21 protein-coding genes are annotated in these 18536 nt (G+C 72.6%); 3 read left to right on the forward strand and 18 right to left on the reverse strand.

From position 1 onward, the window contains the following. Window positions 1-13 precede the first annotated feature (13 nt). Together ACESMR_RS22585 and ACESMR_RS22590 are read left to right on the forward strand one after the other, a co-directional pair. Window positions 14-1981 carry an FtsX-like permease family protein gene (locus ACESMR_RS22585; protein WP_373049399.1) on the forward strand — a complete coding sequence of 656 codons (1968 nt, stop codon included), beginning with the start codon at window positions 14-16 and terminating at the stop codon, window positions 1979-1981. After that, window positions 1974-2666 carry an ABC transporter ATP-binding protein gene (locus tag ACESMR_RS22590; protein ID WP_373049400.1) on the forward strand — a complete coding sequence of 231 codons (693 nt, stop codon included), beginning with the start codon at window positions 1974-1976 and terminating at the stop codon, window positions 2664-2666. The genes ACESMR_RS22585 and ACESMR_RS22590 overlap by 8 nt, the downstream gene beginning before the upstream one ends. A gap of 19 nt (window positions 2667-2685) precedes the next feature. Here the strand turns inward: ACESMR_RS22590 and ACESMR_RS22595 are convergent, their stop codons facing one another. The 15 genes from ACESMR_RS22595 to ACESMR_RS22665 form a co-directional block, all read right to left on the reverse strand. Further along, complete coding sequence (locus tag ACESMR_RS22595) at window positions 2686-2949, reverse strand: hypothetical protein (RefSeq protein WP_373049401.1); 264 nt, start codon at window positions 2947-2949, stop codon at window positions 2686-2688. Next, window positions 2946-3323 carry a flagellar export chaperone FliS gene (gene fliS, locus ACESMR_RS22600; RefSeq protein ID WP_373049402.1) on the reverse strand — a complete coding sequence of 126 codons (378 nt, stop codon included), beginning with the start codon at window positions 3321-3323 and terminating at the stop codon, window positions 2946-2948. Before fliS ends, ACESMR_RS22595 begins: the two co-directional genes overlap by 4 nt. Window position 3324: 1 nt before the next feature. Then, on the reverse strand, window positions 3325-4707 hold the full coding sequence (gene fliD, locus ACESMR_RS22605; protein WP_373049403.1) for a flagellar filament capping protein FliD: 1383 nt from the start codon (window positions 4705-4707) through the stop codon (window positions 3325-3327). A gap of 68 nt (window positions 4708-4775) precedes the next feature. Continuing rightward, window positions 4776-5636, reverse strand: coding sequence for a flagellin (locus ACESMR_RS22610; protein WP_373049404.1), 861 nt, complete (start codon window positions 5634-5636; stop codon window positions 4776-4778). Window positions 5637-5701: 65 nt separating this feature from the next. Further along, on the reverse strand, window positions 5702-7630 hold the full coding sequence (locus ACESMR_RS22615; protein WP_373049405.1) for a hypothetical protein: 1929 nt from the start codon (window positions 7628-7630) through the stop codon (window positions 5702-5704). Between the two features lie 71 nt (window positions 7631-7701). After that, window positions 7702-8583, reverse strand: coding sequence for a flagellar biosynthesis protein FlgL (locus tag ACESMR_RS22620; RefSeq protein ID WP_373049406.1), 882 nt, complete (start codon window positions 8581-8583; stop codon window positions 7702-7704). An 8-nt stretch (window positions 8584-8591) separates the two neighbouring features. Further along, entirely contained in the window at window positions 8592-9974 is a 1383-nt protein-coding gene (gene flgK, locus ACESMR_RS22625; protein ID WP_373049407.1) for a flagellar hook-associated protein FlgK, read from the reverse strand. A gap of 2 nt (window positions 9975-9976) precedes the next feature. Continuing rightward, complete coding sequence (locus ACESMR_RS22630) at window positions 9977-10357, reverse strand: hypothetical protein (protein ID WP_373049408.1); 381 nt, start codon at window positions 10355-10357, stop codon at window positions 9977-9979. Beyond that, a complete protein-coding gene (locus ACESMR_RS22635; protein ID WP_373049409.1) occupies window positions 10354-10683 on the reverse strand; it encodes a flagellar biosynthesis anti-sigma factor FlgM in 330 nt (109 codons plus the stop codon). Before ACESMR_RS22635 ends, ACESMR_RS22630 begins: the two co-directional genes overlap by 4 nt. After that, window positions 10680-11345 (reverse strand): M23 family metallopeptidase, encoded by a 666-nt coding sequence (locus ACESMR_RS22640; protein WP_373049410.1) that lies wholly within the window; start codon window positions 11343-11345, stop codon window positions 10680-10682. The genes ACESMR_RS22635 and ACESMR_RS22640 overlap by 4 nt, the downstream gene beginning before the upstream one ends. Beyond that, entirely contained in the window at window positions 11345-12448 is a 1104-nt protein-coding gene (locus ACESMR_RS22645) for a flagellar basal body P-ring protein FlgI (protein WP_373049411.1), read from the reverse strand. Before ACESMR_RS22645 ends, ACESMR_RS22640 begins: the two co-directional genes overlap by 1 nt. After that, window positions 12448-13128 (reverse strand): flagellar basal body L-ring protein FlgH, encoded by a 681-nt coding sequence (locus ACESMR_RS22650; protein ID WP_373049412.1) that lies wholly within the window; start codon window positions 13126-13128, stop codon window positions 12448-12450. Before ACESMR_RS22650 ends, ACESMR_RS22645 begins: the two co-directional genes overlap by 1 nt. After that, window positions 13125-13739 (reverse strand): hypothetical protein, encoded by a 615-nt coding sequence (locus tag ACESMR_RS22655; protein WP_373049413.1) that lies wholly within the window; start codon window positions 13737-13739, stop codon window positions 13125-13127. The genes ACESMR_RS22650 and ACESMR_RS22655 overlap by 4 nt, the downstream gene beginning before the upstream one ends. Next, window positions 13736-14521 (reverse strand): flagellar basal-body rod protein FlgG, encoded by a 786-nt coding sequence (gene flgG / locus ACESMR_RS22660; RefSeq protein WP_373049414.1) that lies wholly within the window; start codon window positions 14519-14521, stop codon window positions 13736-13738. Before flgG ends, ACESMR_RS22655 begins: the two co-directional genes overlap by 4 nt. 11 nt (window positions 14522-14532) lie before the next feature. Continuing rightward, a complete protein-coding gene (locus ACESMR_RS22665; RefSeq protein WP_373049415.1) occupies window positions 14533-15240 on the reverse strand; it encodes a flagellar hook basal-body protein in 708 nt (235 codons plus the stop codon). A 112-nt stretch (window positions 15241-15352) separates the two neighbouring features. Here ACESMR_RS22665 and ACESMR_RS22670 point away from each other — a divergent pair, with 112 nt between their 5' ends. Further along, window positions 15353-15766, forward strand: a complete 414-nt coding sequence (locus ACESMR_RS22670; RefSeq protein WP_373049416.1) for a hypothetical protein — start codon at window positions 15353-15355, stop codon at window positions 15764-15766. Window positions 15767-15815: 49 nt separating this feature from the next. On the opposite strand, the gene ACESMR_RS22675 is transcribed toward ACESMR_RS22670, so the two are convergent. From ACESMR_RS22675 to flhF, 3 genes are read right to left on the reverse strand one after another with little or no spacing between them, the layout of a single operon-like run. Next, complete coding sequence (locus tag ACESMR_RS22675) at window positions 15816-16532, reverse strand: sigma-70 family RNA polymerase sigma factor (RefSeq protein ID WP_373049417.1); 717 nt, start codon at window positions 16530-16532, stop codon at window positions 15816-15818. Next, window positions 16529-17389, reverse strand: coding sequence for a MinD/ParA family protein (locus ACESMR_RS22680; RefSeq protein WP_373049418.1), 861 nt, complete (start codon window positions 17387-17389; stop codon window positions 16529-16531). Before ACESMR_RS22680 ends, ACESMR_RS22675 begins: the two co-directional genes overlap by 4 nt. A gap of 5 nt (window positions 17390-17394) precedes the next feature. Continuing rightward, window positions 17395-18534, reverse strand: coding sequence for a flagellar biosynthesis protein FlhF (gene flhF / locus ACESMR_RS22685; RefSeq protein ID WP_373049419.1), 1140 nt, complete (start codon window positions 18532-18534; stop codon window positions 17395-17397). Window positions 18535-18536: the final 2 nt, after the last annotated feature.

Below are 18536 nucleotides of genomic sequence, written 5' to 3' on the forward strand. Positions count from 1 at the left end.
GGGAGTACGCAGCTTGCAGCCCACCACAGGTTCCAGCGAGACACCCGGCGCAGCGCCGGGCAAGCCGTCGCTAAGCGTTGCCCTCGCAGCGGCAGGCCGTGCGCCCCGCAACGCTCAGGCGTTCTCCTGGAAGGCGCTCGCTGCAGCGATCGTCCTCGATCTCGTCGCCCTCTTCGCCCTGGGCGTCGTCCGCGCCCTGCTCGGCAACCGCCTCGGCATGCGCATGGAGACCGCGGAGATCCTCGCGGTGGTCTCCGGCGTGCTCGCCGCCGGTGCAGCAGGCTGGGCCGCTGCGGCCCTCTCGAAGCGGGTCGGCTTCTGGGAGCTCTTCGCCGGCGCCCTGGTGGCGCTGGGCGTGGGCTACGGCCTCCTCGCCTCGCCTGCTGCAGGCGCCACGGTCTTCGCCGTCATCCCCGAGGGGGCGATCTGGTTCGCGCCCCTCTTCGTCGCCGGCGGGATCCTCCTCGTCTCCGGCATCGCCGCCACCGTCGGCTACATGCTGGGGGCGGGCACCGCCCTCGACCTCTCCTTCGGGTACGAGGCCTTCGTGGCGAAGAGCCACCTGCGCCTCTCCCGCTCCCTCCTCGTCGGCCTCTCGCTCCTCACCCTGGGGATCTTCCCGGGCGTCGTCGCGATCTACCTGCTCCTCCGCAGGCAGAAGCGCTCGCCCACGCTGATCATGACCGTGCTCTCCATCGGCGGCGTGGCGGTGGGTGTGATGGCGCTCTGTGTGGTGATGAGCGTGATGAGCGGCTTCGAGCAGGACTTGAAGGCCAAGATCCTCGGCACCAACGCCCACGCCATCGTCCTCAAATACGGCGCCTTCGACGAGTGGCAGCGCACCGCGAAGACCGTCCGGGAGACCGAGGGCGTCAAGGGCGTCACCCCCTTCGTGCTCAACGAGGTGATGGTCTCCACCGAGTCCAACCTCGCCGGCGCGCTGATCAAGGGGATCGACCCCGCCACCGTGGGCGAGGTCACCGAGCTGCCCAACGAGATTCGCGAGGGCGAGCTCCAGTGGCTCGCCACCCCGGAGAAGATCCCGACCACGCCGCAGTTCAAGGCCCCCGCAGCAGCCGGGGAGGCAGGGGCGACCGCCGACGATCTCCAGCAGGAACTCGAGCGGCTCGCAGCCTCCGGCAAGCAGCAGGAGCTGGCGCAGGAGCAGGGCCGGGAGGCCAACCAGCTCCCCGGCATCGTGATCGGGCGGGAGCTGGCGCGGCAGCTGCGCGTCTTCGTCGGCGACACCGTCACCGTGGTCTCGCCCATCGCCGGCGAGCTCGGGCCGATGGGGCCGCAGCCCAAGAGCATGCAGTTCCGGGTGGCGGGCGTCTTCTACTCGGGGATGTACGAGTACGACTCGAAGTTCGTCTACATCGCCCTCGACCGGGCGCAGTCCTTCTTCAAGATGGGGAAGGGGATCACGGGCCTCGAGATGAAGGTCGCCGACATCGACGACGCCCGCCGGATCTCCCGCACCGTGCTCTCGAAGCTCGAGGGCTATCCCTTCCGCGTGAAGGATTGGGGCGAGATGAACAAGAACCTCTTCTCCGCCCTCAAGCTGGAGAAGATCGTGATGGCGGTGATCCTCGCCTTCATCATCCTCGTCGCCTGCTTCAACATCCTCTCCACCCTGGTGATGCTGGTGCTGGAGAAGGGCAAGGAGATCTCGATCCTCAAGTCGATGGGCGCCCGCGACTCGTCGGTGATGAAGATCTTCGTGCTCGAGGGGCTGGCCATCGGCTCGATCGGGACGGTGCTGGGGCTGGCGCTGGGGCTGCTCCTCTGCGGCGCCATCGCCATCTTCCCGATCCCGCTCGACCCCGAGGTCTACTACATCCCCAACCTGCCGGTGCGCCTCGACGCGACGCAGTTCGCGCTCGTCGCCGTGGCGGCGGTGGTGCTCGCCTACCTGGCCACCATCTTCCCGGCGCTCTTCGCGTCCCGGCTCCCGCCGGTGGAGGGTCTGCGCAATGACTGAAGGCAGGCCCCTCCTCGAGGCGAAGGGGATCGCCAAGGACTACTGGCTCGAGGGCAAGGGAACGATCCACGTCCTCCGCGGCGTCGACTTCACCCTCCACGAGGGCGAGGTGGTGGGGCTCGTGGGCAAGTCGGGCGCCGGCAAGAGCACGCTGCTCCACGTCCTCGGCACCCTCGACGTCCCCTCCGAAGGAACGGTGCTCTACCGGGGCGAGGATCTCTTCGCCCGCAGCGAGCTCCACCTCGCGGACTTCCGCAACAGCACCCTGGGCTTCGTCTTCCAGTCGCATTACCTGCTGCCGGAGTTCTCCGCCCTGGAGAACGTGATGATGCCGCTGCTGGTGCGGCGGGTGCCGAGGTCCGAGGCCCGCGACGCGGCGCTCTGGGTGCTGGAGCGGGTGGGGCTCTCCCACCGGCTCGACCACAAGCCGAGCGAGCTCTCCGGCGGCGAGCAGCAGCGCGTCGCCCTCGCCCGGGCGCTCTCCACCATGCCGCGGGTGCTGCTGGCGGACGAGCCCACCGGCAACCTCGATCCCAAGACCGGCCACGCGATCCACGAGCTCCTCCTCGAGCTCAATCGCGAGCTGGGGATCAGCGCCCTGGTGGTGACCCACAACGAGGTCCTCGCCCGCGAGCTCCCGCGCTGCGTCCACATGGCGGACGGCAGGGTGGTCGAGGGGCTCTGACCTCACCTCGTCACGGCTGTCAGCGCGCGTAGGCGCCGAGCGCACGTCGGGTGCTCGCCACCTCGGCGAGCGCGGGGCCGATCGCGTCGCGCTGCGCCAGCGCTGCTGCCGCGCAGCGCCCCAGGGCGGCACGGGCTGCGGCGCGGGTGGCGTCGTCGAGGCGGGCCCCCTCGGCCGCCAGGGCGGCGCAGCGGTCCGCCAGGGCGGCGGCCAGCACCTCGGCCTCTTCGATGGCCCCTTCCGCCAGGGACCTCTCGATCGCTGCGAGCGCACGATCGATCAAGGGGCGGCCTGCTGCGCCGCCACCGCGGTTCGGAAGGCTTCGACGATGGGCGTGAGGGTCCGCTCCGCATCCCGGGCTGCGAGGAGGTCGGCTGCGGCGCTGGCGCGGACCAGCCTGGTCGCGACGAATACGTAGAGGCCGGCGAGCTGGCCGCAGAGCTCCGGTGCCTGCGGGTGATCGAGAGCCCCGTGGAGGGCCATCACGATCTCGGAGGCCTTTCCGAAGAGGGCGGCGGCCTCGCTCCGCTTGCCCGCTTCGAGCGATACACTTCCGAGCCGGATGTCGCGGAGGGCCGCCTCGAAGAGCAGAACCATGGTGCGCTCGGGCGAGGCGGTCTCGGCCTGGGTCTGGGTGTAGCGGCGGACGGCGTTCATTCTACTTCTGCTCCCGCGCCGCTTCCTGCTGGTCGAGGAAGGCGCCGATGGCGTTGAACCTGGAGACGGTCCGCTCCAGGGCGGTGAACTGGCGGATGAGGGTCTGGCGGAAGATCTCGAGGGAATCGTTCTGGCGCTCGATGTCCTCGGCCAGGCGCTTCACCGTCTCGTCCAGACCATCCTGGCGCGTGGTGAGGATGCCGACCTCGGGGTCGGTGTAACGATCGACGAGGGCTTCGACGGCCCCGCCGATCCCGGGTCCCGAGGAGGAGAAGAGGGTGTCGGCACCATGCGAATGGGATGCGAGCGCCTGCTCGAAGGTGGCGGCGTCGAGCTGCAGGGTGCCGTCCCGCTGCAGCTCGATCCCGAGGTCGGCCAGGGTCCGGAGGGCGCCGCTGCCCGCCACCTGGGAGAGCATCGCTTCCAGCTCGGACTGCAGGCCGCGGGCGGTGCCGTCCCCGGTGAGCAGTCCCACCGAGCCGTCCGCCGGCGCATTGAGCTTCCGCAGGCTCTGCACCAGGGCGTTGTAGGCGTCGACGAAGGTGTCGATCCGGCTGCGGGACCCCTCCAGATCCGCGACGAGCACGAGATCCTCCGACAGGGCGACGCCCGCTTCCTGCGCGCTCGGGCGAAGCAGCGCGAGGGTGGCGCCGGGGATCACGTCGTCGATGGTGTTGCTGGTGCGCTCGATGGCCAGACCGTCGATCTGCAGGCGCGCATTCGCTGCGCTGGCCCGGAAGACGGCAGGAGCCGAGGGATTGGCGGGATCGATGGCGAAGAGCGGCGACCCGGTGCTGCCGGTGAGCGTCTGGGTGATCACCAGCGCGTCGTCCGGCGCGGTGCCGATCGGATGGCCGGTCTCGCGGTTGGTCAGGGAGAGATGGGAGCGCGTGCCGTCGTTCAGGATGACGGCGCCGACCGGCGCGCCGCTGGCCGTGATGGCGCGGGCGACGTCGGCGAGGGTGGCGCCCTCCACGATCTCGACGTCGAAGGATTCGCCGCGCACCTGCAGCTGCAGCGTGCCCGCCGTGATGGGAGCCGCCGCTGAGCCGTGGGCGGCGGAGCGGAGGCGGGCTGCGGTGGCGAGTTGCTCGACCACAACGGCGTAGCGGCCTGCTTCGGCCCCGGCCGAGGCCTCCACGGAGAATGCCGCATGGGTGCCCGCTGTCTTCACGGCGCCGACGCCCTCGTTCGCCAGGGCCGCGGCGGCGTCGCCCAGTCCGGAGAGCTTCGATGCGAGGGTGCCGAAAGCGGAGACACGGGCCGAGAACGCAGCCTGGCGCTGCTTGATCTGCGTGATCGACTTCGAGCGGAGGGCGACGAGCTGGTCGATGATCAGCCCGGAGTCGATGCCGGAGGCGAGCCCGCCGGTGAAGATGGCCATGCGTGCGTTCTTTCGTAGGGGGCGCGGCGCCGTCCGGAGGAGGGCGCCGCGCGGGCGATCGGGAGGGATCAGCCGAGGAGCTTCAGGGCGACCTGCGGCATCTGGTTGGCCTGGGCGAGCACGGAGACGCCGGCCTGCATGAGGATCTGCGCGCGGCTCATGGCGGCGGTCTCCTCGGCGACGTCGGCGTCACGGATCCGCGACTCGGAGGCCGAGAGGTTCTCGGCGGTGACGTTGAGGTTGGCGATGGTGTGCTCGAGGCGGTTCTGGCTCGCGCCGAGCTTGGCGCGGTGGGCGCTGATGAGGTCGATCGCGTTGTTGACCTCGTCGAGCAGCGTACCGGCTGCCGTGATCGCCGCCGCCTCGTCCGTCGCCGCGGCGGCGGTAGTGAATCCCGTGAGGGCCGTGTTCAAATCGGCGAACTCGGCCGCTGCGCCGATGTCGAGCTCGGCGAACTCCACGGTGAGCGTGTCGGTCGACGTCGCGCCGATCTGGAAAGTGCGATCCTCGCCGTTCAGCAGCTCGATGCCGTTGAAGGTCGAGCGCTGGGCGATCGCGTTGATCTCGGCGGTCAGCTCCGTCAGCTCGGTGTCGATGTTCTGGCGGTTGGAGTTGGAGAGCGTGCCGTTCGCCGCCTGCACGGAGAGCTGGCTCATCCGCTGCAACATCGTGTGGACCTCCTGCATCGCTCCTTCCGCGGTCTGGATCATCGAAATGGCATCGTTGGCGTTGCGGGCGGCCTGGTTGAGACCGCTGATCTGCGAGCGCAGCGTCTCGGAGATGGCGAGGCCCGCGGCGTCGTCGCCGGCCTTGGTGATGCGGTAACCGGAGGAGAGCTTGGAGAGGGTGCTACTCAGCTCGTTCTGCGTGCCGAAGAGGTTCCGCTGCGCATTGAGCGAACCGACGTTGGTGCGGATGGACATCGTCATGGTGGTCTCCTGAAGCGGTGGAAGCGTTGCCGCTCCTCCGTTCTTCGGCACGTCGGCCGCTGGCGTTAAGGCCCGAGGATCCGGTGCAGGTGGATCCAGAGGCGCCTCGAGGCGACCGAGCGCGCGTAGAGGCGCTCGAGGGGAGCCGCCTGCCTTCCGCCGACCCGCACGGCCACCCGCAGGAAGCGGAGCGGCGCCGTCGTGCCCACCGGCCAGGCGGCGGCGATGGCGCTCGCCGCCGCCTCCCAGCGCCAGCGGGCACCTGCGCCGAAGCGCTCGCCGAGGATCTCGAGCCAGAGTCCGTCCCGCAAATCGCCGCCGAGCGCCAGCGGTACCGTGGCCGTTGCGGCGTCCGCCGGCAGCAGGGGCAGCCTTGCGCCGGCGTGGCGCACCAGCAGCGCCGCAGCGCCCTCGAGGAGCGCTCGGCTCTCCTGCAGGTGCGCTTCGAGGCGGGCGACGCGTACCTTCTCGCCGAAGCGCCTGCCCTCGCTCCCGTAGATGACCCAGGCCGTTTCCCCACCCTGTGCCGCGACGACGGTGCATTCGACGGCATGGTGTGCGCTCGCGGCGGAAACCGCGGCGAGGAGCGGCGCCTCGTCGTCCACGGCGCACGCCCTGGGACGCGACAAGAAGCGCTCCCGGGAGAAGCGTCGCAGCGCGCCCTCCCGCAGGAGGAGCACCGCGCCACCCGCCTCCAGCGCGAGGGGATGGCGCGCCTCCCGGCAGCGCCTGAGGAGGCGATCGAGCCGGCCCACCAGTGGGGCAGCGGCAGGGCCGTCGCCGAGCAGATCGCAGGGCGTTCCGGCAGCTGCGGCGCGGAGCAGCGCCGCGAGGAGCTCCGGCGCCGGGAGATGCCGCGGGGTGCCCGAGCGCCCGCGCTCCATCCGCACCACTCGCCCTGGCGCGAGGCAGAGCTTCGCGCCAGGGCCGCGGTTGAGGGGATCGAAGGGCGGCCCCGCCTCTTCGATACTGCCGATCGTGGCGATCGCCGCGTCGCTCCCTGCGTGCCCCAGCCTGCGCGCCACCTGCAACCAGAATGGATCCTGCTCTGGAATCAGGCCCACGCGCGCACAGAGCGCCAGGTGGCGAAGCATCGCGCGGCCGCCGCCCGGGCGCCGGGCACCGAGCACACCTGCGCCCGCGGCGGCGATCTCCCGCTGCAGGGCCGGCAGCAGCGCCGCCGGCATGCCGGTTACGAGCATGTCGTTTCGCAGCTCGCCGACGAGCGCCGGGATGAGCCGGTGGCGTTGCCGGGCGACGGCGAAACAAAGCGCGCGGCCCACCTCGACCGCCCCCCGCGGCTTCGCGGGGAGGAGCCTGGTGGCGAAGCGGCGGGTCGAAGAAGAGCTTCCTCCGACGGCAGCGGCCTCGAGTGGCAACTCCGCCGCGACGTCGTCGAAGCGAGCCCAGAGCGCCGCGAAGAGCTCGGCATCCGCGAGCCAGAATGCCGGGAGCGCCGCGGTCCAGGCGAGGAACACGCGCAAGGGGTCGGCCCTGCGCACCAGCGAGAGGAGGAACGCTGCGAGGGAGGTCGGTGCCCGCTCGGCCAGCATCGCCGGGGCGATCGCCGGCCCGTCCGGCTGGACCGCCTCGCCGGCGAGGAGGCCACCGAAGAGCAGCACCGCTCCGTCGATGCCGTCGCAGAGCCGCAACCGGAGCCGCTGGTGCGCGAGCAGACCTGCCGCCACGGCGAGCCGGCGCTCGAGATGGCGGCGCTCGCTGGCGATCGCGTTGGGAGAGTGGACGACCCGCACTTCGAGTCCGTCCGAGGCGGGAACCAGCCATACCGCCTGCACCAGCCGCTTGCCGAGCTGGGCGGTGTGGGGCGAGGGCAGGCCGAAACGCCGTGCGGCTTCGCCCCAGCGCCTGCCCGAGCGGAGGCCGGCGATGCCCGGAGCGGGATCGGAGAGGCCCGGGTGGCGGAAGCTGCAGTGAAGCAGCGGCGGCAGGAGCCGCAGGGCGTGCCGGTCGCGCGACCCCAGTGCGTGAAGCACCCGGCGGGTCCGGGCACGCAGGAGCGCGATCCATCGGCGGTCGGACCGCGCAGTGGGGCTCGACGCCAGCATCAGAGCCTGTCGAGGAGGGTGAGCCGGAAGCTCTCGGACGCAGCGGCGAGGGCTGCCTCCAGGGCGCGCTGGGAGAGGGCGAGCTCGCTGGCGGCGGCGACGACGTCCGCCTCCGTGAGCCGCGCCACCTCGGCCTGCGCAGCGTCCCGGGCCTCCAGCGACGCGGCTGCAGCGGCCTCCAGGACGCCGGCCGAGCCGCCGATCCGGGCACGCTCCGCCGCGATCTGATCCTGCGCGGCGCCGAGAACGTCGATCTGCTGCGCCACCGCTGCCGGATCGTCGGCTGCGAGCGCGGCCGCCAGCGCCCGGAGGGAGGCGAAGAGATCGGACCCGCCGCCGGCGCCGCCGATCGCCACGTCCGGCCGCAGGGTCACGTCCTCGAAGACGCCGGGGGCCACCTCCACCTGGCGGCTGCCGGCGGTGCCGTGCCAGGTGCCGTCAGCGGCCCAGGGGGGCTGCGTGTCGGCGGTGCCGCCGAAGAGGAAGCGCCCGGCGTGCTCCGCGTTGAGCGCTGCGGTGATGCCGCGCGCGAGGGAGTCCACCTCCGCAGCCGCGGCGGCGCGCTCCGTGGCGCCCCAGGTTCCGTTGGCGAGCTGCACCGCGAGCTGCTCGGCTCGGCGCACCATCGTGGCGACGCTGCCCAGCGCAGCGTCCGCCTGCTCGAGCTGCGCCCGGGTCGACTCGACCGAGCCCCGGATCGACTCGAAGCGCGCCTGCGCCGCACGGCCGGCGACCACCGCCCCCATCGCAGTCGGCGCGTCGCCGGGATGCACCACCTGCAGGCCCGTGCCCGCAACCAGCGCCGCCCGGTCGGCGCGCGCGCGCGCCTGGAGGGTCGAGCGCTGCGCGCCGTCATAGATCATGCGATCGGTGATCCGCACGCCATCTCCTACTTGAGCTGCATCAGGGTATCGAGCATCTCGTCCGTGGTCTGGATGACCTTGCCGACAGCCTCGTAGGCTCGCTGCGCCCGCGAGAGCTCGATCAGCTCCTCGTCCACCGAGACCCCCGACACCGATTCGCGCATCGTCCCGAGGTGGTCGAGCAGCGCCGCCTCGTGGGCCGCAGCGGACGCCGCCCGCGCGGTGGCGGCGCCGAAGGCCGCGGTGATCGAGCCCAGTGTTCCCACCGGATCGGCGCTGCGCTCGGTGGCGATCAGGGCGAGCAGGTTGGCGCCGTCGCCGGCAGCGCCCCCGACGGCTGCGGTGGCGAGAAGCGCCGGGTTCGTGGCGATCGCCGGGTCGAGGGTGAGCCGGGCCGCGGCCCCGTCCACGTCGGTCCCCACCACGAAGAGCTCCCTGCCGGTGGAGCCGTCGGTGCCGCTGCCGCCCGCATGGACCGCGTTGAGGGCACCGGCCAGGTCGAAGGCGAGGCGATCGATCGCCGCGCCTGCCTGGGCCAGGGCGCCGTCCCGCGCTGCCAGGCTCCCGCCGAGGGTGCCACCGAGCGCACCTGCAACGACCGGTGTGCCGCCGCCGTGCGGATGGACCAGTACCCGAAGCAGGCCACCGTTGGCCGGATCCGGCTCCACGGAGAGCCGTGCCGCGGTGGCGCCGCTCACCAGCGCCTTGCCGCCGGGAAGGACGAGGTGGACGTCGCCGCCGGCGTCGAGGATGGGGGTGGCCCCGGTGGCGGCGACGAGCTCGTCCTGCAGCCGCTGTCGCGCGTCCAGGAGGTCGTTGGGCGTGCCACCGGCAGCGTTCGCCTGGCGGATCTGCCGGTTCAGATCGGCGAGCTGCGCTGCTGCGGCCTCGATGGGGGCGAGCCCGGCGGCGAGCCTCGCGTCGAGGCCGGCGCGCGCCGCCTCGAGCGACGCGGCTGCGGTGCGGAAGCTCGCAGCGAGGGAGTCGGCAGCGTCGACCGCCACGCGCCGGAGGATCGGATCGGAGGGGCGATCGGCGAGGCCGCGAAGGGCGCCGTAGAAGCCGGACAGGGCGTCCGAGAGGCCGCCGGGCAGGGCGGGGTCGAGGGCACGGACCGCCTGCAGCGCCTCCGTCTCGGCCCTGGCGTGGGCCTCGCCGGCGAGGGCCTGCGGGATCTGCGATTCGAGGAACGAGTCGCGCACCCTGCCGATGGCCTGCACGAGCACGCCCCTGCCGACCCAGTGGTTTCCGAGGAGCTGCGCCGGTACCACCGCGGCGAGCGTCGCGCGCTGCCTCGTGTAGCCGGCGACGCCGGCGTTCTGGAGGTTGTGGCCGGCGGTGGCCACGGCGGTCTGGTGGGCGCCGAGGCTGCTGCTCGCCTGGGAGAGGAGCGCCAGGAGATTGGACATGGTCAGGGGGCTCCGCGGGCGAGGCCGCGCCGGTCGTAGGCTTCCGGTGTGGGCGCGAGGGCATGCGCGTAGCCGCGCACGCACCGCAAGGTGCGGGCTGCGAGGGCGGCGTTCTCCGCGTCGACGAAGCGGAGCCGCGCCGCCTCCCTGCGAATGGCGGCGAGCTGCGCCGCGATCGCCTCCGGACGCGGGCCGTCGTCGAGCGTGGCCCGGAGCTGCCGCTCCAGAACGCGGGCGCGTTCGCGGACCGCTTCCCGCTCGGCTACCCAGTCGAGGAGCGCCGGCGCCTCGAGGCGCCGCAGGGCGGGCGTGAGACGCGCCGCATCCTCCGCCGCCCGCTGCAGGAGCCCGAGGAGCTCGCCTGCAATCGCCGGGGCGTTCATCTGTCGAGCATCGCGTGGAGCCTGGCGATCAGCTCGGCATCCTCGAGGATTCGCTCGGCGATGCGGGCCGGGTCGGGACGGTAGGTTCCCTTGCGCACCGCCGCTTCGATCTCGGCCAGCTGCGCCGCCCGCGCCCCTGCGGCCTCGTCGCGGGCCCGCGCCACCGCCGCCTCGAGCTCGGCGCTCGCCTCGGTGGTGACACGGTCCGTCTCGGCAGCCCGCTCGGCTCGGCGGGTACCCTGCGCGGCCGCCCGATCGGTCGCGCGGCGGATCGACCCGGTGGAGGCCACCGCGGCGGGGCCGCCGATTTCCCTGGTATCGCTCATTCTTCCCCTCTCGCGTCGCTATCGGCACGGATCCCGTAAGCCTTAAGGGCTCGCGCCGGATCGACCGGGCGATCCCCTTCGCGGACCTCGAAGTGGAGGTGGGCGCCGGTGGCCCGGCCCGTCTCGCCCACCCGGGCGATGGCCTGCCCGCGCTCCACCACCGCCCCCTCCACCACGAGGAGCTCGGAGGCATGGGCGTAGAGGGTTGTGAGACCGGCTCCATGATCGATCTCCACTGCGAGCCCGTAGCCGCCGCGCTCCCCCGCCCGGCGCACCACGCCACCAGCCGCAGCGAGGACCGGCGTGCCCGGCGCAGCGGCGAGGTCGATCCCGCGGTGGTCGCCGGCGCCGCCGTGGATCGGATCGCGGCGGGCGCCGAAGCCGCTGGTCAGTACGCCTGCGCCATCGAGGAGCACGACCGGTTCCGGCGCCGGTGGCCTTGCCGGCTTTTCGTTCAGGTCGGGCGCGAGGCCCATCCCGCCGGCTTCCGCCAGCGCCTGCGCCAGGGCGTCGACGAAGAGATCGGTGTGGAGCGAGGCTCCGGCACCGGCACCAGCGGGCCGGAAGGCGCCGCTGGACTGGAGCATCTGCCGCAGGAGCAGCGCCTCGAAGGCCCGGGCCGCGTCGTCGCCGTCGCGGATGGTGGGTGCGCCGAGCAGCATCAGAGCACCTCGATCTCGGCGTCGAGGGCGCCAGCCGCCTTCATCGCCTGGAGGATGGCGATGAGGTCCCGAGGCCCGACGCCGAGGAGGCCGAGCGCCTGCACCAGCTCGTCCACGTTGCTCGCTGCCGGGAGCGCCTGCACGCCGATCCCCAATTCCTCCGCCTCGATGGCGGCCATCCGGTCGCGCACCGTGCGGCCGCCGTCGGAGAAGGGCGCGGGCTGGGAGATGACGGGGGTCGACCCGATGGAGACCCGCAGCCCGCCGTGGGAGATCACCACCGGCCGGATCCGCACGTTCCGCCCGGCAACCACGGTGCCGGTTCGCTCGCTGATCGCCACGCGCGCGCGCTCGTCCGCCACCACCTCGAGTGCTTCGAGCTCGGCGACGAGGGCCACCAGATCCCCTCGCCTGGCATCGGGAACCACGACCTCGACCGCAGCCGGGTCGAGCGCCCGTGCCGCCTCGGGACCGACCACGCCGCCGATGGCGCCCGCGATGCGGCTCGCGGTGGCGAAATCCGGATCGGCGAGCTGGAAGACGAGGGGACCGTCCGCGAGGTCGTGGACCACCGCCCGCTCCACCGTGCCACCGGATGGGACGCGGCCCGCGGTCGGGTGGTTCTTGCGCAGGCTCGACCCCGCCGCCGACGCCTCGTAGCCGCCCACCTGCACGGGCCCCTGTGCCAGGCCGTAGGTCTGGCCGTCGGGGCCGGTGAGCGGCGTCACCAGCAACACCCCGCCAGCGAGGGAGCGCGCGTTTCCGATGGAGCTCACGGTCACGTCGATCCGGGTGCCGGGCCTCGCGAAGGGAGGAAGGCGCGCGGTGACCATCACCGCCGCCACGTTGCGGGATCGCACGTCGGCGGGATCGATGCGGATGCCGAGGCGCCCGAGCATGCTGCTCACCGATTGCGACGTGAAGAAGACCCGCTCGGTGTCGCCGGATCCGGCGAGGCCGACCACGAGGCCGTACCCGAAGAGCTCGTTCCCGCGGACGCCCTGCAGCGAGGTGAGGTCCTTGATCCGGGCGGTCGCCGCGCCGGCGTCGAAGGCGCCGAGCAGCATCGCGAGCAAGGCGAGGAGGGGAAGGACGTGTTTCATCAGAAGGGCCAGATCCAGCCGAGCCAGCGGGAGAACCACCCCTGGCGCTGGTTGTCGGTGAGGACGCCCCTGCCGGTGAACTCGATCTCGGCGTCGGCGACCATGGTGCTCTTGATGCCGTTCTCCTGATCGATGTCGATGGGGCGGATCACGCCGGAGATGTAGAAGTGCTGTTCCTCGTTGTTGACGAGGACGACGCGGTGCCCCTCGACGAACAGGTTTCCGTTGGGCAGAACGGTCCGCACGATCGCCGGGACGGTGGCGGTGAGCCGCTCGCTCCTCCCGGTGGATCCGTTGCCGCGGAAGGTGGCGGCGGAGCTGCCCGCCAGTGCCGCCCGGAAGTCGGAGCCCTGCTGCAACTTCTCGAGGGCTCCGAGGAAGGAGGCGATGTTCGCCTGCGCCTCGGACGAGCGGACGAGGTCGGTTTCGGCGCTGCGCTGGGCGTCGGCGATCTCCTCGATCCGGATCACCACCAGGTCGTTGACGCGCAGCGCCCGGGGATCGGCGAAGAGGTTCGACACCGGCCGGTTCTCGCGCCAGAGGCTGCCCGGCGTGGCATCCCGTTCCGCGCGCACCTCCGCCACGGGGAGCGCGTAGGTGCGCTGCTTCGGTTCGTAGGGTGCGATGTGGCCGGCGCCGCATCCGGCGAGGAGCCACGGGAGCACGAGCAGCCGCCTCATCGATCCTCCACGACGAGCCGATCGCCGTCGATGCGCCCCGTGACCCGCTTCCCGCCGGGCAGGAGCGCGCAGGGGGCGGTGCCGGGGCAGGGGACGATCCGCGCCGGGCTCTCGACCTCGATCGCGCCGGTGCGCAGCACCACCCGCACGCTGGTCCCGGGGAGGCTACCGCGGGAGCGGACGTGGCGCGCTTCGAGGACGCGGCCCGTCGGGAGCGACCGTGCCGCGACCGCATTCGCGGGGAACGAGGCGAGAGGCTCGTTTCCCGCGCGGACCTCCCGCTCCTCCCGGCGCACCTTCCCCGCGAGCCGCTCGCCGGCGGAGAGGGGCTCGTCCACCACCCACGCGGCGGCGAAGACGCGGACGTTCGCCCACGCCCAGCCGCTGCATCCGGCACCGAAGAGCCGTACCGCGACACGGCCCGAACCGCGGATCGCCGCGCCAGCCTCCGCCCGCGTGGCGGTGCATCCGCCAGGCGAACCGGGGGCGTAGCGCTCCACCACCACGCGTGCCCGCGGCACGGCGAGCGCCGCCTCGAGGGCACGCGCGACCGGCGCCGGAACGGCCGCTGCCGCGGCGAGGAGGAGTGGGGCGAGGAAGGGCATGATCATCGCAGCGAGGTAAGCCGCTGCAGCATCTGATCCGCGGTCTGGATCACCTTGGAGTTGAGCTCGTAGGCGCGCTGCGTGGCGATGAGGTCGATCATCTCCTCCACCGCCTTCACGTTCGCGCCCTCCAGGTGGCCCTGTGCCAGCATCCCCGCGCCCTGCTCCCCGGGACGCAGGTGGATCGCCTCGCCGCTCGCCTCGCTCGCTGCGAAGAGGTTGCCCCCCAGGGCGAGGAGGCCACCGGGGTTGACGAAGGTGGAGAGCTCCAGCGTCCCGACCTCTGCGGCAGCTGTTGCGGAAGCCGAGCGGGCGAGGATCGCGCCGTCGGCCTGGATGGTGATCTCCACCACGTCGGGCGGGAAATCGATCCCCGGCTCCACCAACTCGCCGCGCTGGGTGACGAGGCGGCCCGCCGCATCGACGCGAAAGTTGCCAGCGCGGGAATAGGCCAGCTCACCGTCGGGGCGGACCACGCGGAAGAAACCGGCGCCCTCGATGGCCACATCGAGGGAGTTGCCGGTGGCGATGAGGTCACCCTGTCCGAAGTCGCGGGTGGTGGCGCCGGTCCGCACGCCGAGGCCGACCTGCAGCGGCGCCGGCGCGCTTCCGCCCTCGGGGGCTGGTGCCTGTGGCGCCCGGAGCGTCTCCGACAGGAGATCTTCGAACTCGGCGCGGACGCGCTTGAAGCCCGTGGTGCTCGCGTTGGCCAGGTTGTTGGACACCACGTCCATCTTGAGCTCCTGCGCCTCCATGCCGGTTGCGGCGGTGTAGAGCGAGCGCAGCATTTCGTCCTCCTTCAGCGGACCCGGCCGATCTCGACGGCACGTTCGTCGAGCTTCCGGTAGGTCTGGATCGCCTGCATCGCGTGATCGAACGAGCGGTGGGCCTCGATGAGGGCCACCGCGCTCTCCATGGCACTGGCGTTGCCGAGCTCCAGCTCGCCGACTCGGACCCCCGCCTCGCTGGCCCGCGTGGTCGCCCCGGGGCCCGCGGTGAAGAGCGCCGGCCCGCGCCGACCCGCCGGCCCGTCGAGGTGGAAGAGGCCGAGCCGGGCCACCTCGACGGCGCCGGCGAGGACCCTGCCGCTCTCCTCGACGCGCGGCACCTCGCCTGCCGGAACCGTGATCGGCTCCCCCTCGCTCGAGAGCAGCGGATGTCCCGCAGCCTGGAGCCGTCCCAGCGCATCGACGGAGACCCTGCCATCCCGGGTGTAGCCGGTGGCGCCGTCGGGCAGGCGCACCGCCAGAAATGCGTCGCTCTCCGGGAGGAGATCGAGCGGAGCGCCCGTTCGTGTCACGGCGCCGGGGGCGCGGTCGACGCCGGCGGCGACTGCAGCAGCGGAAACCCGGGTGCCGTCGCCGCCAGCGGGCAGGAAGGAGGCAAACGCCGGGCGTGTCGCCTTGAATCCGGGCGTCTCCACGTTGGCGAGATTGTCGGCGATGGCGTCGAGGGCGCGGGCCTGCGCCGCCGCGCCGCTCATACCTACGTAGATCCCGTCACCCATCCGTCATCCTCCTCGTGATTCGGACAGCAAGCGGCTTGCCAGCGCGAAAGCGCCAGATTCGTGGCGCCCGCGCAGGCCCGTCCCATGCATCGTCTGGCGGGAGGAGGCGACGATGCGAACGCGATTCGATCCGCTGCTGCGGCTGCGGGAGCGGACGGAGGAGGAGGCGAAGCTGGCCGTGGCGTCGGAACTGCGTGGCGCGGAGGCGGTACGAGCCCGGATCGCTGCGTTCCTGGAGGCGGAGGCGCGACCTCCCGGCGACGCGGCAGCAGCGTTCTGGGAGCTGCACGGCGCCGAGCGGCTGCGCCACCGCGCCACCCTGGAGCGGCTCGAGGTGGAGCTCGCAGCTGCCGAAGCACGGGTCGAGGGGGCGCGGGCAACCCTCGCCGCCGCCCATCGCGCAGCGGAAAGTCTGCGGCGTGCGGTGGAGAGCCGGCACGCGGCTGCGCTCATGGAGGCCGCGCGCCGGGAGCGCAAGGCGCAGGACGAGCTCGCCGCGCTCCGCTTCTCCTTCCTGCGCCGCTGAGATGCTGCGGCGCTCGAATGCAGTGGGCTCACGCGCGCGCCGGATCGCGTCACCGATCCTCCGCGAGCGCCGCCCGGAGGCGCTTCGTCGCTTCGCCGTGGATCTGGCAGACCCGTGGCTCGCTCACCCCGAGGACCTGCGCGACCTCCTTGTTGGAGAGACCCTCTACGTAGCGGAGCGAGACGACGAGCTGCTGCCGCTCCGGTAGCGCGGCGATCGCCTGGGCGAGGCGGCCCTGCAGCCGCGCCCGATCGAGGAGCTCCTCCTGCAGCGGCGCAGGGCTCGGCGGCACCGTCGCCTCGTCGATCGGCACCACCGGCTGGAGCAGCGCGGCGAGCTCGCCGACCTCCTCCACCGGCAGGTCGAGCGCCGCTGCGAGCTCCGCCTCGTCGGGCTCTCTGCCCAGCTTTTCCGCCAACTCCCTGCGCGCCGCCTGCAGCCGGTCGAGATCGGCCCGCAGCCTGCGGGGCAGGTGGTCGAGCCGGCGCAGTTCGTCGAGCATCGCGCCCCGGACTCGGTGCTCGGCGAAGGTTTCGAAGCGGACGTCCCGTGCAGCGTCGAAGCGGCGCGCTGCATCGAGGAGGCCCAGCGCGCCAGCCGACCAGAGATCGTCGAAGGCATGGTGCATCGCGGCGCGGAAGCAGAGGCGCCGCGCCATCCGGTCGAGGAGCGCAGCATGGCGCTCGACGAGCTGCGCCTCATCGAGACGGCTCGCCTGCGCGTAGAGCGCGTGGCCCCTGCGCGCGAATCCCCCGAGCGGCGTCATGCCCGCGCCCGTGCCGCCGACTCGAGCATCAGCCTGTGCCAGAGGAACTTCAGCCCGCCGTCCAGCCGCGTCGGAGGCGGCCTGCGCAGGAGGTTCGCGACGACCCCTTCCAGCGCGCGGCTCACCGGGGAGAGCGGGTAGGCGTCGACCACGGGCCGCTGGCTCATCACCGCGCGGTGGACGTTCTCGTCCCGGGGGAGATGGCCGGCGTAGGAGAGCTGCGCCTCGAGGAAGCGCCGGGTGATTCCTTCGAGCTTGCCGAAGACCTCCCGGGCCTGCGCCTCGCTCGCCGCCGGATTGACCAGCACGTCGAAGTGGCGGACGCCCGCCGATTGCGAGAGCGCCTTCACCGCGGCGTAGGCGTCGGTGAGCGAAGTGGGCTCGGGGCTCACCACCAGCAGTGCCTCCTGCGCGGCACCCACGAAGAAGAGCACATTGTCGCCGATGCCTGCCGGGGAGTCGACGATCACGAAATCGAACTCCTCCTCGAGCTCGTCGAGGGCCCCGAGGAGACGGAGCTTCTCCAATTCGGCGAGCTGGGTGAGGTGCTGCAGGCCGGATCCTGCGGAGAGCACGCGGATCCCGTGCGGGCCCTCGGCGAGGACGTCGCGAACCGGCACCTCGAGGCGCAGTACGTCCCCCAGGTGGTGGCGCGGCCGGATCCCGAGGAGGATGTCGGCGTTGGCGAGGCCGAGGTCCGCGTCGACGAGGAGCACCCGCGAGCCGGCCCTGGCCACCAGCACCGCGAGGTTGGTCGAGATGGTGCTCTTGCCCACGCCCCCCTTGCCGGAGGTGACGGCGATGACCCGCAGCGGCTCGCCGCCCAGCAGGCTCTGTATCTCTTCTCTCGGATCCATTTCACTCACCTCGCACCTGCCCGAACGCGTTCGCGCTCCGCGCTTCCCATCACCAGGTCGACCAGATCGAGCTCGTCCACCGCGCGCAGATCCTCCGGCACGCGCTGGCCGTTGGCGACGCAAGAGACCGGGCGATCGATCCGCACCAGCGCCGAGAGCACGCCGCCGGGCGCCGCGGCCTCGTCCACCTTCGAGACGATGATCCGCTCGGGCTCCAGCCTGCGGTACCGCTCGGCAACCGCAGCCAGCTCCCGCGCCCCCGCAGCGGCGCTGACCACCAGATGCATCTGCACGCCGGGGACGCTGCGAATCGACTCCGCCTGCTGCGCCACCGCCTCGTGGGTCGAACGACCCGCGGTGTCGACGAGGACGAGATCGGCGCCGGCCGCTCGGGCCACCGCGTGGACGAGCTCCTCGCGGTCGCGGGCGATCCAGGTCGGCGCCCCGAGGATCTCCCCGTAACGCGCGAGCTGGTCGCTGGCGCCGACGCGGTAGGTGTCGACGGTGATCAGCGCCACCCGCAGCCGGGACTCGAGGACCGCCCTTGCCGCGATCTTGGCCAGGCTGGTGGTCTTGCCGACGCCGGTCGGGCCGACGAAGGCCAGGACCTTCGCGCCGTGACGCAGCCAGGGGGCCCTGGTGGCGGAGATGCGGCGCCGGAGCAGCTCGCGGACCGCCGTCCGCAACTCCTCTGCACCAGCATGCCCGGCGGCGAGCGACTGGCGGACGAGCTCCTCCGCCAGCGCCTCCTCGACACCTGCATCGAGCAGCGACTCGTGCACGGCGGCTGCGGCGGCGTCGAAGCGCAGCGCCTGCTGGATGCGGCTCTCCCGGCTCACCCGTCGCAGCTCCCGCCGCGCCTCGGCGAGGGCCTCGCGCATCGCTGCCATCTCGCCGGCGAAGGACGGGGCGAGGAGCGCCGCCCGCGGCTCCGGTTCGCGCGCAGTGCCCGTCGCCGCTGGCGGCGGCGCCGGCGGGGCCTCGAGGGCGGCGGTCACCTCGATCTCGGGACCGCGGAGCAGCGTGCGCGGAATCGAGCGGGTGGAGACGATGACGGCATCCGGCCCGAGGGCCGCCTTCACCGCTGCGAGAGCGGCGCGGGTATCCGCCGCACGGAAGGTGCGAAGGGTTGGAGAGGGAGCCATGT

Source organism: Vulgatibacter sp. (genome assembly GCF_041687135.1).
GTDB lineage: Bacteria > Myxococcota > Myxococcia > Myxococcales > Vulgatibacteraceae > JAWLCN01.

What these genes read in the sequence shown, in the direction of transcription:
- ACESMR_RS22590 (WP_373049400.1), top strand. Translation starts at nt 1,974, where the DNA reads ATGACTGAAGGCAGGCCCCTCCTCGAGGCGAAGGGGATCGCCAAGGAC.
- fliS (WP_373049402.1), bottom strand. Translation starts at nt 3,323, where the DNA reads ATGAACGCCGTCCGCCGCTACACCCAGACCCAGGCCGAGACCGCCTCG.
- fliD (WP_373049403.1), bottom strand. Translation starts at nt 4,707, where the DNA reads ATGGCCATCTTCACCGGCGGGCTCGCCTCCGGCATCGACTCCGGGCTG.
- ACESMR_RS22610 (WP_373049404.1), bottom strand. Translation starts at nt 5,636, where the DNA reads ATGACGATGTCCATCCGCACCAACGTCGGTTCGCTCAATGCGCAGCGG.
- flgK (WP_373049407.1), bottom strand. Translation starts at nt 9,974, where the DNA reads ATGTCCAATCTCCTGGCGCTCCTCTCCCAGGCGAGCAGCAGCCTCGGC.
- ACESMR_RS22630 (WP_373049408.1), bottom strand. Translation starts at nt 10,357, where the DNA reads ATGAACGCCCCGGCGATTGCAGGCGAGCTCCTCGGGCTCCTGCAGCGG.
- ACESMR_RS22635 (WP_373049409.1), bottom strand. Translation starts at nt 10,683, where the DNA reads ATGAGCGATACCAGGGAAATCGGCGGCCCCGCCGCGGTGGCCTCCACC.
- ACESMR_RS22640 (WP_373049410.1), bottom strand. Translation starts at nt 11,345, where the DNA reads ATGCTGCTCGGCGCACCCACCATCCGCGACGGCGACGACGCGGCCCGG.
- ACESMR_RS22645 (WP_373049411.1), bottom strand. Translation starts at nt 12,448, where the DNA reads ATGAAACACGTCCTTCCCCTCCTCGCCTTGCTCGCGATGCTGCTCGGC.
- ACESMR_RS22650 (WP_373049412.1), bottom strand. Translation starts at nt 13,128, where the DNA reads ATGAGGCGGCTGCTCGTGCTCCCGTGGCTCCTCGCCGGATGCGGCGCC.
- ACESMR_RS22655 (WP_373049413.1), bottom strand. Translation starts at nt 13,739, where the DNA reads ATGATCATGCCCTTCCTCGCCCCACTCCTCCTCGCCGCGGCAGCGGCC.
- flgG (WP_373049414.1), bottom strand. Translation starts at nt 14,521, where the DNA reads ATGCTGCGCTCGCTCTACACCGCCGCAACCGGCATGGAGGCGCAGGAG.
- ACESMR_RS22665 (WP_373049415.1), bottom strand. Translation starts at nt 15,240, where the DNA reads ATGGGTGACGGGATCTACGTAGGTATGAGCGGCGCGGCGGCGCAGGCC.
- ACESMR_RS22670 (WP_373049416.1), top strand. Translation starts at nt 15,353, where the DNA reads ATGCGAACGCGATTCGATCCGCTGCTGCGGCTGCGGGAGCGGACGGAG.
- ACESMR_RS22675 (WP_373049417.1), bottom strand. Translation starts at nt 16,532, where the DNA reads ATGACGCCGCTCGGGGGATTCGCGCGCAGGGGCCACGCGCTCTACGCG.
- ACESMR_RS22680 (WP_373049418.1), bottom strand. Translation starts at nt 17,389, where the DNA reads ATGGATCCGAGAGAAGAGATACAGAGCCTGCTGGGCGGCGAGCCGCTG.
- flhF (WP_373049419.1), bottom strand. Translation starts at nt 18,534, where the DNA reads ATGGCTCCCTCTCCAACCCTTCGCACCTTCCGTGCGGCGGATACCCGC.